This window comes from Psychrobacter sp. AOP5-GZ1-6 (assembly GCF_052376345.1).
In the GTDB taxonomy this organism is placed as follows: domain Bacteria; phylum Pseudomonadota; class Gammaproteobacteria; order Pseudomonadales; family Moraxellaceae; genus Psychrobacter.
This window is the reverse complement of record NZ_JBQSVP010000074.1, coordinates 1-15,073: the sequence shown is the minus strand read 5'-3', so window position 1 is coordinate 15,073 and position 15,073 is coordinate 1. Positions and strand designations below refer to the sequence as shown.

General features: G+C 42.3%; 14 protein-coding genes. 8 read left to right on the top strand and 6 right to left on the bottom strand.

Annotation, left to right across the window (positions count from 1 at the left end; translation table 11 throughout):
• Positions 1-104: 104 nt before the first annotated feature.
• Complete coding sequence (gene ilvA / locus ACT3RN_RS10200) at positions 105-1,658, bottom strand: threonine ammonia-lyase, biosynthetic (RefSeq protein ID WP_192519920.1); 1,554 nt, start codon at positions 1,656-1,658, stop codon at positions 105-107.
• Between the two features lie 209 nt (positions 1,659-1,867).
• Here ilvA and ACT3RN_RS10195 point away from each other — a divergent pair, with 209 nt between their 5' ends.
• The 5 genes from ACT3RN_RS10195 to rpiA all read left to right on the top strand — a co-directional run bounded on the left by ACT3RN_RS10195 (position 1,868) and on the right by rpiA (position 5,707).
• On the top strand, positions 1,868-2,230 hold the full coding sequence (locus ACT3RN_RS10195) for an ArsR/SmtB family transcription factor (RefSeq protein ID WP_192519921.1): 363 nt from the start codon (positions 1,868-1,870) through the stop codon (positions 2,228-2,230).
• Positions 2,231-2,294: 64 nt separating this feature from the next.
• The gene (gene arsC / locus ACT3RN_RS10190) at positions 2,295-2,699 is read left to right on the top strand and encodes an arsenate reductase (glutaredoxin) (RefSeq protein WP_192519922.1); all 405 of its coding nucleotides are present in this window, start codon (positions 2,295-2,297) and stop codon (positions 2,697-2,699) included.
• Entirely contained in the window at positions 2,689-3,435 is a 747-nt protein-coding gene (gene arsH / locus ACT3RN_RS10185) for an arsenical resistance protein ArsH (RefSeq protein ID WP_192519923.1), read from the top strand. Before arsC ends, arsH begins: the two co-directional genes overlap by 11 nt.
• Positions 3,436-3,496: 61 nt before the next feature.
• Positions 3,497-4,807 carry an arsenic transporter gene (locus tag ACT3RN_RS10180; protein WP_442069873.1) on the top strand — a complete coding sequence of 437 codons (1,311 nt, stop codon included), beginning with the start codon at positions 3,497-3,499 and terminating at the stop codon, positions 4,805-4,807.
• A gap of 240 nt (positions 4,808-5,047) precedes the next feature.
• Entirely contained in the window at positions 5,048-5,707 is a 660-nt protein-coding gene (rpiA, locus tag ACT3RN_RS10175; protein WP_442062365.1) for a ribose-5-phosphate isomerase RpiA, read from the top strand.
• 6 nt (positions 5,708-5,713) lie between these two features.
• On the opposite strand, the gene ACT3RN_RS10170 is transcribed toward rpiA, so the two are convergent.
• From ACT3RN_RS10170 to dnaB, 4 genes are all read right to left on the bottom strand, one after another.
• Positions 5,714-6,019, bottom strand: coding sequence for a hypothetical protein (locus ACT3RN_RS10170; protein ID WP_444518606.1), 306 nt, complete (start codon positions 6,017-6,019; stop codon positions 5,714-5,716).
• Between the two features lie 111 nt (positions 6,020-6,130).
• Positions 6,131-7,051: an ornithine carbamoyltransferase gene (gene argF, locus ACT3RN_RS10165; protein WP_192519927.1), complete on the bottom strand. Its 921-nt coding sequence runs from the start codon at positions 7,049-7,051 to the stop codon at positions 6,131-6,133.
• 211 nt (positions 7,052-7,262) lie between these two features.
• A complete protein-coding gene (gene alr / locus ACT3RN_RS10160; RefSeq protein ID WP_442062359.1) occupies positions 7,263-8,369 on the bottom strand; it encodes an alanine racemase in 1,107 nt (368 codons plus the stop codon).
• A 248-nt stretch (positions 8,370-8,617) separates the two neighbouring features.
• Positions 8,618-10,021 carry a replicative DNA helicase gene (gene dnaB / locus ACT3RN_RS10155; RefSeq protein ID WP_192519929.1) on the bottom strand — a complete coding sequence of 468 codons (1,404 nt, stop codon included), beginning with the start codon at positions 10,019-10,021 and terminating at the stop codon, positions 8,618-8,620.
• Between the two features lie 345 nt (positions 10,022-10,366).
• Here dnaB and pdxA point away from each other — a divergent pair, with 345 nt between their 5' ends.
• Entirely contained in the window at positions 10,367-11,452 is a 1,086-nt protein-coding gene (pdxA, locus tag ACT3RN_RS10150; protein WP_192519930.1) for a 4-hydroxythreonine-4-phosphate dehydrogenase PdxA, read from the top strand.
• A gap of 167 nt (positions 11,453-11,619) precedes the next feature.
• On the opposite strand, the gene ACT3RN_RS10145 is transcribed toward pdxA, so the two are convergent.
• Positions 11,620-12,672: a DUF4238 domain-containing protein gene (locus ACT3RN_RS10145; protein WP_442062372.1), complete on the bottom strand. Its 1,053-nt coding sequence runs from the start codon at positions 12,670-12,672 to the stop codon at positions 11,620-11,622.
• 409 nt (positions 12,673-13,081) lie between these two features.
• On the opposite strand from ACT3RN_RS10145, the gene rsmA reads away from it, so the two are divergent.
• Positions 13,082-13,945 carry a 16S rRNA (adenine(1518)-N(6)/adenine(1519)-N(6))-dimethyltransferase RsmA gene (gene rsmA, locus ACT3RN_RS10140; RefSeq protein WP_192520823.1) on the top strand — a complete coding sequence of 288 codons (864 nt, stop codon included), beginning with the start codon at positions 13,082-13,084 and terminating at the stop codon, positions 13,943-13,945.
• A gap of 129 nt (positions 13,946-14,074) precedes the next feature.
• A complete protein-coding gene (locus ACT3RN_RS10135) occupies positions 14,075-14,911 on the top strand; it encodes a symmetrical bis(5'-nucleosyl)-tetraphosphatase (RefSeq protein WP_192520825.1) in 837 nt (278 codons plus the stop codon).
• Positions 14,912-15,073 lie beyond the last annotated feature (162 nt).

Sequence of the window (15,073 nt, the reverse complement as noted above, 5' to 3'; positions counted from 1 at the left end):
ATACCTATTAATGATAATTAAAAATGAATAATAACCATTTATTAAAGGCGGTTTTCCATGATTGAAATACCGCCTTGATAAATGAGTACTTAGATTTACGCCAATTATTTCAAAAACAGCTGATAGCCGATATTGTCATTGAGCATGGTACAGTTATAACCGATATCGAGCAGTGCATCTTGTAGTTGGCGAGAGTTACTCTCTGAGGCTTGTAATCCCACTAATACGCGACCTTCAGCAGCACCATGATTGCGATAATGGAACAAGGTAATATTGAAATCATCGCCCAATTTTTCTAAAAAAGTGAGCAATGCACCTGGACGTTCTGGAAAGACAATGCTCAGTAGCTGCTCGTTTTCGACATGGGCATGACCACCAATCAAGTGACGAATATGTGATTTAGCAACATCGTCATCGGTTAAATCATAGGCGTTATAACCATCAGCAGCCAACTGGTTGCTAATTGTTTGACGTTCTTTATCGCCTTCTTTTAAGGCAATACCGACAAATATTGCTGCCGGCTCCATAGAGTCTGGTGATTTTTTACTATCGGCACGATAATTAAATTCAGTGATATTACGTCCATGTAGGCGACGACAGAAGTTTAAGAATGCACCGGTTTGTTCAGGTATAGTTACTGCAAAAATAGCTTCTTTTTTCTCGCCAATTTCGGTACGTTCAGCGATATAGCGCAAGCGATCAAAGTTCATATTTGCACCGCAGACAATGCCGACACAGTTTTTATCTTTTATATTGTTTGTCTCAATGTATTTTTTCATACCAGCTACAGCCAATGCGCCTGCAGGCTCTACAATACTGCGGTTTTCTTCAAAAACATCTTTGACTGCAGCACAAACTTCATCATTGGTACAGGTGATGACATCAGGCTCAACAATGGGGCCTGAGTTGTCGCTTTTTTGTGTACGTACCACATCAAAAGGCAACTCGCCAATTTGGGCAACGGCTACGCCATCGACAAACAACCCCACTTGTTCAAGTTTGGTGCGTTCGCCTGATTCAAGAGCAGCTTTTAGGCAGGCAGATTGTTCGGCTTCTACAGCGATGACTTTGACATGTGGGGCCACCTCACCCAAAAAAGCGGCAACACCTGAGATAAGACCACCACCACCAACGGCGACGAAAACATAGTCCATATTACGCCACTGTTGCGTCAGCTCCATTCCAATGGTGCCTTGACCGGCTATGACCAACTCATCGTCATAAGGTGGAATGAAGGTCAGCCCTTCCGTTTCGGCACGATGGATGGCATAGCGATTGGCCTGATCAAAGCTGTCTCCATGCAAATCGACATTACCACCTAATGCTTTAACAGCACTGACTTTAATGTCAGGTGTGGTAGTTGGCATCACGATAATATTATTAAGTGCAAGCTTACGAGCAGAGTAAGCAACGCCTTGTGCGTGGTTGCCTGCTGATGCACAAATAACACCGCGCGCTTTTTGTTCATCGCTCAATTGGCTAATACGGTTATAAGCACCGCGCAATTTGAAAGATTTGACTGGTTGTAAGTCTTCGCGTTTAAAACGAATATCATTGGCAAAACGTTGGGTCAGCTTGGGTGCCACTTCAAGAGGTGTTTGAATCGCAACGTCATAGACGGTGGCTTGCAAGATGGCTCGTACCCAATTTGACAACATAATTTTTCCTAATACAAAGTGTAGATGGATGAATATAAAAATGAAATAGATTATCCTATGCTGATTTTGGTTATCTTGCAAGACCCTATTGTAGTTTTTAAAGTGATTTAATACTCTGAATAATATTAAAAAAATATACGGCTAGGTTTGGATGAATATTTTGTGCAAAAAATATTGAATTATTTTAATATGTCTGTATTATTGGACATATGGAAACAACTAATGCTATTGCAAGCTTTGCTGCGCTCTCTCAAGATACTCGTCTAAAGGCTTTTAGGTTGCTCGTCAGCCAAGAGCCTGTTGGTCTACCTGCGGGTGAAATCGCCCGCCAATTATCTGTGCCACATAACACCATGTCAGCCCATCTATCAGTGCTGGCGCGAGCGGGATGGGTGGTTTCTCAACGACAAAGTCGGCAGATAATCTATCGTGCTTCACTATCACATATGGAGATGGTTATTCAGTTTCTATTGCAAGATTGTTGTGCAGGTCATCCAGAACTGTGTGCCTCACTAGTAGACAGTCTAAGAGGCTGTAGAGTTGTTAATAGTAATGACTCAAACCCTGAGTAAGCTAATAATTAAGACCCTAAGAAACACACTCAAAAAACATATTCAGACAATAAGTGAGATTGCTATGACACCATTAATTTTTCACAATCCAAAATGCGGGACTTCTCGTAACACATTGGCCATCATGAAAGCATCAGGTGAGCAGCCGGATATCGTGGAATATCTAGAAAATCCGCCGACTCGTGACTACTTAGTTGAACTATTGGAAAAAATGAATATTTCGCCAAGAGAACTATTACGTAGTAAAGAGCCTATTAATGATGAGCTTGGACTAGACAATCCTGACGTATCTGATGATCAAATTATTGATGCCATGATGGCGCACCCGATTTTAATCAATCGTCCTATCGTGCTGACCAATAAAGGTGCTGCTTTATGTCGCCCATCAGAGCGCGTGTTTGAGTTATTAGAGACTCCCGTCAGTAGCTTCACTAAAGAAGATGGGGAAGTGATTCACCATGGCAAATAACACAGCAGATTTAGATGTAGTCGATTTGGGTGACTTGCCGAATATTGATGCAAATAGTATACAGCCCATTGATATTGAGTCTTTGATTAGCGCACAGGATCCACGTCATCCACCTAAAATACTGGTGTTATATGGTTCTTTACGTCAGCGCTCATTTTCTAGATTAGCAAGCGAGGAAGCGAGTCGCTTATTGCGCTGGTATGGCTGCGAAGTGCGTACTTTTGATCCGACAGGCTTGCCATTGCCTGACGCCACTGATGCCGATCATCCTAAAGTAAAAGAGCTGAGAGAGCTAGCCCAGTGGTCAGAAGGAATGCTGTGGGTGAGTCCAGAGCGTCATGGCAGCATGACCAGTATTATGAAAGCACAAATTGATTGGATTCCACTATCATCCGGTAGTGTACGTCCGACCCAAGGTAAGACATTGGCGGTGATGCAAGTCAGTGGCGGCAGTCAGAGTTTCAACACAGTCAATCAGTTGCGTATTCTTGGTCGTTGGATGCGGATGATTACGATTCCTAACCAATCGTCTATTCCTAAAGCTTTTTTAGAGTTTAATGACGACGATCGTATGGATAAATCCCCTTTGTATTTGCGTCTCGTTGATGTCTGTGAGGAGTTAGTCAAATTCACTTGGCTCACCCGTGGACGCTCTGCCTATCTAACCGACCGTTACTCTGAACGGGTAGAAAGCGCTGAAGCGTTATCAAAACGTGTCAATCAAAAGTCTCTTTAATGTCTTATGTTAAATGGGCTAAAGACGGTCGGATCACATTCAGAACACATAAGGTTGCTCCATGTTTGCATTAACTATTTTTATAGTCACTCTGGTTCTGGTGATATGGCAGCCTAAAGGGTTGGGTATTGGATGGAGCGCGATGGGCGGCGCATTAGTTGCTTTGGCTTTTGGTGTCGTGCAGTTGTCCGATGTGGGTATTGTGTGGGACATCGTTTGGGATGCGACCTTTACTTTTGTGGCGCTTATTATTATTTCACTTATCTTAGATAAAGCGGGGTTTTTCGGTTGGGCAGCGCTACATGTGGCCCGACTTGGTAATGGGCAAGGGCGCTTATTATTTCCTATGATTGTCATATTAGGTGCGTTCATCTCAGCTTTCTTTGCTAACGACGGGGCTGCATTGCTCTTGACCCCGATTGTCATCGCCATTCTACTACGCCTTAAGTTTTCACCACCATCCGCTTTGGCTTTTATTATCGCGACTGGCTTTATTGCTGATACTGCGAGCCTGCCATTAGTGACGTCTAATCTAGTCAATATTGTCAGTGCCAATTATTTTGACATTGGCTTTGGTCGTTATGCAGCAGTCATGGTGCCGGTCAATATTGTTTCCGTTATTGCGACACTCGCTGTGTTATGGATTGCCTATGCGCGGCATATTCCAAAAAATTATTCTGTGGCTGAGTTGAGTGCACCAGCATCTGCGATTGAAGATCCGCTTGTCTTCAAAGCGGCCTTTCCTCTATTAACCTTGCTACTCGTTGCTTACTTTACGACCGAATCATTAGGAATTGCAATTTCCTTGGTGACAGGAATCGCTGCGTTAATATTAATGGCAATTGCAGGTCGCTGGTGGCAAGGTGGTCGTGATGCGGTGGTTTCTGTGTCCGATGTTTTGAAAAAAGCCCCTTGGCAAATTGTATTGTTTTCAATCGGCATGTATTTGGTGGTTTATGGTTTGGGCAATGCAGGGTTAACGGCCTATGGTGCCCAAGTCTTAAATTGGTTGGGGCAGCAAGGTGCGGTTATCGCAACGGTAGGAACTGGATTCCTCTCTGCTATTGTAGCCTCTATTATGAATAATATGCCGTCTACCTTGGTTGGTGCACTGGCTATCGATAGTGCGCAAGTGCCTGATGCGACTCGTGAACTGATGATCTATGCGAACGTGATTGGTAATGACTTGGGACCGAAATTCACACCGATAGGCAGTCTTGCCACTTTATTGTGGCTTCATGTATTGGCAGAAAAAGACTATAAAATCAGTTGGGGACAATACATGAAAGTTGGGCTGATTATTACACCACCTGTGTTATTGGTCACACTACTGGCATTAGTATTATGGTTGCCTTATCTGTCTACCTTTTAAAGATTGAATCGATCTCTTGCGATTAGCGTGGTCATTACGCTGTATTACGCTGACATCGATCAAACTCATCGGGTATAATGGCGGCGCATTTTACCTCTTTTATAATGATGATAGTCGGTTCAAGATAATTTGGATACAAGGTAGGCGAGTGAAAGTACTACAAGTGGTAGGCTAAGCGAGCCTGACGCCGTATCCGATTTATATAGGACTGACTGTCCGTTTATTTCCCAAGGATTTATGATGAGTGATCAGCAAGCACAAAAGCAAGCCGCAGCCAAAGCTGCTTTAGATTATGTTGAAGATGGCATGATACTTGGTGTAGGCACAGGTAGCACAGTCAATTGCTTAATTGAGTTATTACCGACAGTAAAGCTTGCTGGTGCGGTGGCAAGCTCACAGGTTACTGAAGACAAACTTCGTGCCCTTGGTATTGAAATAGTGGATTTAAACTTTGCTGGCACGCTTGATATTTATATCGATGGTGCTGATGAAGTGAATGAGAATTTGCAACTGATAAAAGGCGGTGGCGGCGCGCTTACTCGTGAAAAAATCGTGGCAGCAGCTTCTAACAAATTTATATGCATGGTTGATGAGAGCAAAAGCGTCGAGGTCTTGGGTCGCGCGTTTCCAGTACCTATTGAAGTCTTACCACAAGCGCGTTCTTATGTTGCACGGCAATTGGCTCAATTAGGTGGTGAACCAGTATACCGTGAAAGCTTTGTCACCGATTATGGTAACGTTATTTTAGACACCTATGACTTGGATGTGAGTAATCCAATAGAGCTTGAAAAAGAGCTGAATAATATCGTGGGTGTGGTGTGTAATGGCATTTTTGCCGCTAACCAAGCTGATGTTTTATTAAAGGCTAGTAGTAATGGGGTTGAGACTATTACTCGTTAATTGATGTCATAGTTTATCGCCTTTATCCTTATTTAAGGTGGTTGTTTGATAAGGTGGGTCATCTTCATCATCGGTCAAGGAATCGGTAAAAATAGTCTGTTTGTGTTTAATCCGACTAAAGAATTTTTTATTGCTTCTAAATACAAAGATAGCACCGTGAAAATACCCCCAAAAAAATACGGGGAAAATAGCGTAAAGTACCAATTTACTTAAGTTCTTGAAACCAAGCGCACTAAGTAAGATTGTGGTGAAAAACAAGATAAAACATATCGCTAGGCTTTTATGTAGCATTTTTAGTCTGGTTTTACTCATAACGGCTCTTTGATGTTGTTGGCTTTTGATGTTTTTGCGCCATAAAAAAGGCAGGTTATTGAATAACCTGCCTTTTTATGTACTGTTCTAAGAATGATGCTGTATCAATAATTAAGACAACTTAATCTTATCTTTTAACAAAAACTCCATCAATGCTTTTTGGGCATGTAAGCGGTTCTCTGCCTCATCCCATACCACTGAACGTGGATCATCCAGCATGTCATGAGAGATTTCTTCACCACGATGGGCTGGCAAACAATGCATAAATACGACTTCAGGATCGGCTTTATCTAATAGCGAAGGTGTGACTTGATATGGCGCAAAACGACGAGCGCGGGTATTTTGTTCAGACTCTTGCCCCATGCTTGCCCATACATCGGTGACGATTAGGTTTGAGTCTTTTGCCGCATCTTGTACGTTTTCGACGAGGCTGACGCAATGAGAGAAGCGTTCCATCAGCTTAGGGTCTGGCTCAAAACCATAAGGCGCTGCCACACGAAGCTCAAAACCAAACTGATTGGCCGCTTGCATAAATGACGAACACATATTGTTGCCATCACCAACCCACGTGACGATTTTATTCTCGATACTGCCGCGATGCTCATAATAAGTCTGCATATCAGCCAGCAACTGGCAAGGATGAAACTCATCAGTTAGGGCATTGATAATAGGAACGCTAGAGTATTCAGCAAAGGTTTCAACATTTTCGTGACCAAAGGTACGAATCATGATGATATCAACCATGCTAGAGATCACACGGGCAGAATCTTCTAGCGGCTCACCACGCCCAAGCTGCGTGTCATTTGGCGACAAGAAGATAGCACTACCACCAAATTGGCCCATACCTGTTTCAAAAGAAATACGTGTACGAGTTGAAGATTTTTCAAAAATCATACCAAGTGTACGACCAACAAACGGCTGATATATCTCGCCAGCATGTTGCATCTTACGTAATTCGCTTGCGCGTTTGATAAGGGTTTCTAGTTCTTGTTTGGTTAAATCAGAGAGGGTCAAAAAATGGCGCAAACTCATAGTAATCCTAGCAGTCAATCGCAGTCAGTGAAACGTTATCAGTCTTCAATAGCATCGCGTCAGCGCGTATACTGGGGTGACAACAAACTTTTAGTATAGCGCAATTACTTCTAATGTAAACGCCCAATTTAGTTTGATTGTTTAGTCACTCCAGCAGGTGGCAAGTTCGCCGTTATATGTCGCATTTACATATTACAATAATAAATAATTATTATGCTTGTATACGCTTCGGACGTATGCTCAGGCGGCATAGTAGCTCATAGCTAATCGTACCCGCATGCGCAGCGACTTCATCAACGTGCGGTGCATCGCCCCATAGTATCACTTTGCTATCTAAAGCAATGTCTTCTGGCGCGTTACTGATATCAATCACAATCATGTCCATTGCGACACGTCCAAGTACTGCGCATTGATAACTCTGATTGCTGCTTGCCTCAATGACAGATACATAAGCATCCTCAGTGACGACACGTGGGTAGCCATCTCCGTAGCCAATACTGACTAGCGCTGTTCTCGTATCTTGCTGTGCTACCCAGCGACTACCATAGCCAATGGCATTATCTGCATGAACGGTTTGTAACGCGATAATTTGCGCGCTAAACTCCATCGCTGGCTGTAAATCTAATTCAGTGGGGCTTTTGTCAACGACCGGTGCACTACCGTATAAGATGATACCGGGACGTACCCAGTCATAATGGTATTGTGGAAAGTTGACGATACCTGCTGAATTGCACAATGAGCCTTTAATGTCGTTGCTAACGCTCTCTTTTAGAGTCATTAATACTTCTGTAAAACGCTGTATCTGCATCGCATTTAATGGATGAGCGCTATCATCGGCATTAGCAAAATGCGTAGTAAGGATAAGCCGGTATCCAGCTTCATGAAGCTGTTTAGCAGCAGCAATAACACCCTCAGCATCAAATCCTAGGCGGTTCATACCTGTATTGTATTTAATCCAAACCACTCTAGTCGCGCTACTAGCTGGTGGAATGTTTTCTAATGCCCACTGCAGTTGCGGTGCATGATGAATGACGCAGCTAATATCATGGTCAATGGCTTGCTGCCATTCATCGGCAGTAAAGGCACCTTCGATTAAACCAATGGTTTTATTCCAGCCTAACTGTCTTGCTTCGAGAGCTTCAGCTAAAGTGGCGACACCGATACCATCGGCTTGCTCTAGCGCTGGGAGAACGGCGGCGACGCCATGACCATAAGCATTGGATTTGACCATGGCCAGTACTTTAGAATGCGGTGCCAGTTTTTTAACTTGGTTGAGGTTATGAGTAATGGCTGCTGGTTTGATAGTGATAGCACGCATAATGGGCTTCTTTATTAGCAAAGTTATGAAGTGATAAAGCCAATGCTGCATCAAAAGGGCTGATGTGGCACTGGCTATGGTTATTAAGAGCTGTTTATTATCAAATGTTCAAGGTTGAGCAAGCATATAGTCAAGTCTATATAAACCAGCTACATCGTCATCCTCGCTAAGCATACTAATGTATAACTCACACTCGGTTTCCTTGTATCGAAATTATATCGAACTGACTATAGTCGGTGAAGCGGTTATTATTCGTCATTCTCAAAGCTGACGTTTTGATAGTATTCTGGCGTCAGGTTGATAAAGCGGGTAAATTGCCCTTCAAAGCCTAAGCGTATGGTACCAATAGGGCCGTTACGCTGTTTACCAATGATGATTTCAGCCACGCCTTTGTGATCTGAATTTTCATTATAAACCTCATCGCGATAGATGAACATAATCAAATCGGCATCCTGCTCAATTGCACCAGATTCACGCAAATCCGACATAATTGGGCGCTTATTAGGACGGTTCTCTAGACTACGGTTAAGCTGTGATAGCGCAATGACTGGGCACTCAAGCTCACGTGCTAAGGCTTTTAAGCTACGAGAAATTTCGGAAATTTCTCCAACGCGGTTACCATCTAGGCTCGGCACCTTCATCAGCTGTAGATAATCGACCACGATAGCACCTAGGCGACCATCATGGTTTTTGGCGATTCGGCGACAGCGTGAGCGCATCTCAGATGGAGGCAGAGCAGTACTATCATCGATATATAAGTGCTTAGATTGTAGGTGTTGAATGGCATTCATCATTTTTGCCCATTCATCTTCATTCATTTGTCCAGAGCGTAGGTGCGTCTGATTAATCGCACCCCATGAGGACAGTAGACGCATCACGATAGACTCAGCGGGCATTTCCATCGAAAATACCACGACGGGCAGGTCTTCGTTAAATAAAATGCCTTCTGCCAAGTTCATGGCAAACGTTGTTTTACCCATCGAAGGACGCGCGGCGACAATGATTAAATCTCCTGCTTGCAAACCCTGTGTTTTATTATTCAGCTCAGCAAAGGGTGTTTGTAAACCAATCATGCCGTCTGGATTTGATTTTAGCTCTTGAATCTTATCGATGACGTTGGTTAACACAGAAGTAATACCGACTGGTCCACGCTGCTCAGCACGTTTGTTATGTTGCTCATTGATACTGAATATTTTTCCCTCAACATTATCCAAAATATCACTGACGCTTTGGTCTTTTGGGTTATAAGCAAGTGCTAACATGTCATTGCCCGTGGTAATCAACTGGCGTAAGGTTGATAGCTCACGTACGCGCTGTGCATAAGCAGTGAGGTTAAATAAGGTAGCAGGACTTTGACTTAAAATATCAGCCAAGTAACTGTCACCACCTGCGCCTTTAAGTAGCTTTTGCGCTTCCAACCAGTCATGCACCATGACCGTGTCATAAGGCTCATTGACCGCTGCCAAATGAGCAATCGCATCAAAAATATATTGGTGTCGCCCAGCATAAAAGTCATCTTTGGTGACAATATCAGCAATTTTATCGTAAGCCTCTTCGATACTCATCAATGACGCCAGCAGCGCTTTTTCAATATCGATATTGTGCGGCGGTGTTTGATTGAGTAAGTCGTCGGTTTTTTCGGTATCTGCCATGAGCGCCTAATGTGTTAAAAGTCAATATAAAACAGGGAGTGAATAAATAAATAGCTACTTGGTATCAGTATTGGTCGTAATAGCGATGTTGAAAAACAAATGTGGCAGGCTTCTACGATAGAAGTACTAAAACAGGGTCTTATACTTGCCAGTAAATGCTACAATCAGATGCGAAAGTTTAACACATTATGCAATTTTTTTGGGCGCTATGAACAACTATTTCTGGAATAATTGATATTTTTGCGCTGAGAGATAGCTACTCAAATATGGTCGTAAGTGTTTGATTTTTTCATAAAAAATATAATAAAATCATGTATTTAAAATAAATGTAAAGGTGTCGTTATTATGCAAGACAAGCTACCATTATTAATCACAACAGGTGAGCCTGCGGGCATTGGTATGGATGTCGTGCTGTTATTAGCAGCAGAGGGTAAGTTACAAGATTTTGACCGTCCAATTTGGGTAACTGCGGATAGCACTGCCATGAAAGTGCGTGCAGAGAATCTCGTAATGGCAGGCGCATTAAAAAACTGTCCATCATGGCAGACAGTAGACGCAAATATAGACGCAGATGATTTCTTAGAGCAGATGTCACCGAATACGACCCATAGTGACAGTGCTTTTATTTTGCTTCATACACCTTGTGCAGCACCAGTTATCTCTGGGCAAATCAATATTAGCAATTCAGCAATGGTGGCCAAACAACTGGATATGGCGCATAAGCTTGCAACAAACAAAACTGTGGCTGCTATTGTCACCGGTCCACTGCAAAAGTCAGCGTTGATAGATGCTGATATCAAGTTATTGGATGGCACCATGTTTAGCGGTCATACTGAGTTTTTTATGCAGCAAAGTGGCTGCGAGAAAGTGGTCATGATGCTTGCAAACGAAGCAATGAAAGTCGCGCTGGTCACCACACATTTACCACTAAAAGATATCCCTGCTGCAATCACATCTGACAATGTACGCCAAACGGTGCAGATTGTCATTGATGAGATGAAAGCAAAATTTGGCTTAACGCATCCGCGTATCTTAGTATGCGGCCTCAATCCACATGCGGGCGAGGGCGGCCATTTAGGTGTTGAGGAGATTGATATTATCAATCCAGTATTGCAAGAATTCATCGATGCAGGCGTAGACATATCAGAGGCGATGCCAGCGGATACGTTATTTACCCCAAGACATCTAGCAAAATGCGATGCAGTGATTGCTATGTATCATGACCAAGGGTTGCCAGTGCTCAAATCACACGGCTTTGGTGATACGGTTAATTTGACTTTAGGATTGCCTTATATTCGTACCTCTGTTGATCACGGTACAGCACTTGATTTGGCAGGGCGAGGAGGTGCGAGTGCTACTAGCTTATACCAAGCGCTACTCATGGCAAATGAGATGGCTAATAAGTCACTTATCGATATACCTATTACATAAGTCAGTAACTTAACAAGATTTTTTACGCAGTATTGGATAACGTTACCGTCAGTAGGTCCTATTTATGCACCATTAAGTAGGACCTAATGTAGGTGGTTTATTCATGGGTTTGAAGAGTGAAATAGTTGGTTACGCTGAGGTATACCTTAATAAATGACTTCGAAAAATCATCCTATTTTCACACTTGGTCCATATTTGTACTGCTCGTCCATAGCAAGCATTTTCTGCACTACTTCGAAATCATCTATTCCAGAAAAAACATATCTTTCTGATTGTGCGACTTGCAAACTATTTAAATGTTTTAGCTTCTCATCTTGTATAAGGTACGAGGTACCATCTTCAAAGCTTTTTGCCATTTCTATACATGAATTTAGGTTTTTCACCGCTTGTAAAAACTCAGTCTCAGTTTGATTTGCCTTATCTAGAACCAACTTCTTTTGAGATGCATTTAATTGATTGAAAACGTCTAATATTTTAGGTCGACTTGATATCTCCGCTGCTTGTTGGGCTTTCAACTTAGAAATCGAAGGACAAATTAAACCTAATGTAATAGTAGATGATAGTGGAATATAAATCTCTATGCCTTCAAGGGTAATGCCTAAGTTGCCATATAGCCCCATATTAATACTGTTGTATAGTGTGACTGGATTATCAGATATGAAAAATGGGTTTTCTTTCGTTGTCTCAAAAAGTATCCAGGATTTTTTTAAAAGAATTGATATTACTTCTGCTTGGCTTACTATTCCATCGAGAAAAACATTTTTACGATCGCTGGACCCTTCCGCTCCAAATCCAGTTTCTACTTTCTCACCCGAAGGATTCATTTGTGTGAGACGTGCATCAAGAGTGCTAGCAATACGCTCTATTAACTGCAAACGTGTGTTTGTCCTTGATTGCTGTACAGCTATAAATTCGGCGATTATGTACATATTTTTTTCAGACAACCAATGAATGTTCTGCTCTTCAACTATTTTTTTAATTAACGGAGCTGCTTGATCTTCATATATACCAAGAACAGGCTCCAAACTTATTGAATCAGGATGATCTACAAAGTTATAAAATGAATTCATTGTGGTTGCATTAAATACAGTTTGTTCAAAGCGTTTTTCATTTAATTTATCGAAAGTAAACAACCTATTTCTCTTGCCACCTGTCTCAAAACTAAACTTATCCAATAAAAATCGGGGTACGGTATGCTGCTTCTTAACATCAGTAGTCATTTTCAAAGTTTTATCCCTTAGTGTATTAAAATTAAACAATTATTTAGCGTTCTATATTTTTATTAAAAAGCATGCTGCATAAGAAAACCGTATCGCAAATCCTATCTAGAATAGTTGATATTGAGTTCGAGAAGCTGAAATTCTATACACTCAGAAGTATATAGGTACTGCAACAGCCTAATATTCAAGTTTTACTAGGAAACACTTTTGTTCCCATAAGAGACGTTATAACAAATGATGTTGGGCAGAAGACGTCACGGTATCTGTTGCGATAAAGTATGGGTAGCTTATCGATAATAATTTTTCAATAATACAGCCTAATTCTGAGCTGTGTTATAATTCGTCATTATATGATTGGCATATTGTTGCCATTATTGCCCATTTATCTTTTATACATTAAGACTCTTCTATGTCCAAAACTCCGTTTGACGCTCAATCTATTTCTAGCAGCCTACGTGCTGTTAAACACCAACCGCGTAAGCGCTTTGGTCAAAATTTCTTGCATGATGGCAGCGTCATTCGCGAAATCGTTGAAAGTATTCGTCTAGAGCGTGATGACAACCTAATCGAGATTGGACCAGGAATGGGCGCGTTAACCGAGCCGTTATTGGCAGAAGTCGACGCGATGACCGTAGTAGAGTTAGATCGTGATTTGGCAGACAGTTTGCGTATTCGTATTGGTGCCAACAGCCATCCGAATTTTGAGATTATTAAAGACAACGCGATGCATGTAGACTATCGTGAGCTGTATAGTCCTGAGCGCGGCAAGCTACGTGTGGTCGGCAACCTGCCATATAATATCTCTACCCCGATACTTTTCCATCTACTCAGCTATGCTGATGTGATTCAAGACATGCATTTTATGTTGCAAAAAGAAGTGGTCGAGCGCATCACGGCTGATGTGGGCAGCAAAACTTATGGTCGCTTATCAGTCATTATGCAATACCATTGTGACACAGATTATCTATTGACCGTACCACGCGGTGCTTTTAATCCACCGCCAAAAGTCACCAGTGCTGTATTTCGTTTGACGCCACATATCAACAAACCAATCGTAGCGGAAGATGAAGAATACTTTGCGATTGTCGTACGCGAAACTTTCAACCATCGCCGCAAGACGCTACGTGCTATCTTCAAAAAATCAGCGTTATTACCAACACTGAGTGAAGACGATTTTGCAGCTTGCGGTATCGATCCGCAGGCACGCCCTGAAGTCTTAAGTGTGAAAGATTTTGTCAATTTGAGCAATCAGGCGCGCAACGTAGAAGGTTGATTTAACTTTTTGTTGATTGACTCGCAGCCGATCATTTCTCAATAGTATTCACATAAAACGATTCATGCTAAGAGCACTCACTTAAGAGTGCCCTTATATCAATTCATATCTAAAAAGTATAGAGGTACCATGAGTTTTCGCCACCAGTATGTCATTGGAGACCTGCAAGGTTGCTATGCTGCTTATCTTAAGTTGCTAGAAACTTTAGATTTTGATCCAGCACAAGATAAATTGTGGTTTGCAGGTGACTTGGTAGCGCGTGGTGAGGATTCATTGAGTGTTTTACGTGATGTTAAAGTACTCTGTGAACAAGGATCGGCAGCGACAGTCCTTGGTAATCATGATATTAATTTGATTGCTGTTTGGCGCGGTGCAGCAAAACTCAAAAAGAAAGATAAGACCGCACCAATTTTTGCTGCTGATGATTGTGATGAGTTGCTTGAATGGCTACGTCATCAGCCGCTACTGGCCTATCCTGATGAACAAACAGTACTGGTGCATGCTGGTATTCCACCGCATTGGAGTATCGATGAAGCAGCAGGCTATGCACAACAAGTAGAATCGCAATTACAAAGCAGGCTGTGGCAGCTCGATCGATTATTACCAAATTTATATAGCAAGTCAGCTGATGATTGGCAGCCAAATATCAATGGCTTTACTAAAATGCGCGCCATCACTAACTATTTTACGCGTATGCGTCTATGTAAACAGGATGGCACGCTTGAGTTTGGCTTTTCAGCAGGGTTAGATGAACCTATGCCTGAGGATTTCTTGCCTTGGTTTGAGTGGCAAGTACCGCGTACGCGCAAGATATTATTTGGTCATTGGGCTGCGCTAAAAGGTGAGGTTGATTTGCCACATGCACGTGCACTCGACGGTGGCTGTGTGTGGGGCAATTGTCTATTGGCTTATAGATTGGGTGACGGTCAGGTAATAGCGTCAAGCGCGCAGTGTCCGAGTTCATAATGAGGGTTGTAACTGAAAGTGGTATGTAAGATTAGATAAGTGGTTTGTTTAAAGCAGTTCTGAAAATAGAGTCTGTTTTGAGTGGTTCTTTAAATCAATTAAGGGGCTTGTTCGGCGGTTTCCTTGGGGTATACCCTAATTTACGATCCTTACTTCAAATCA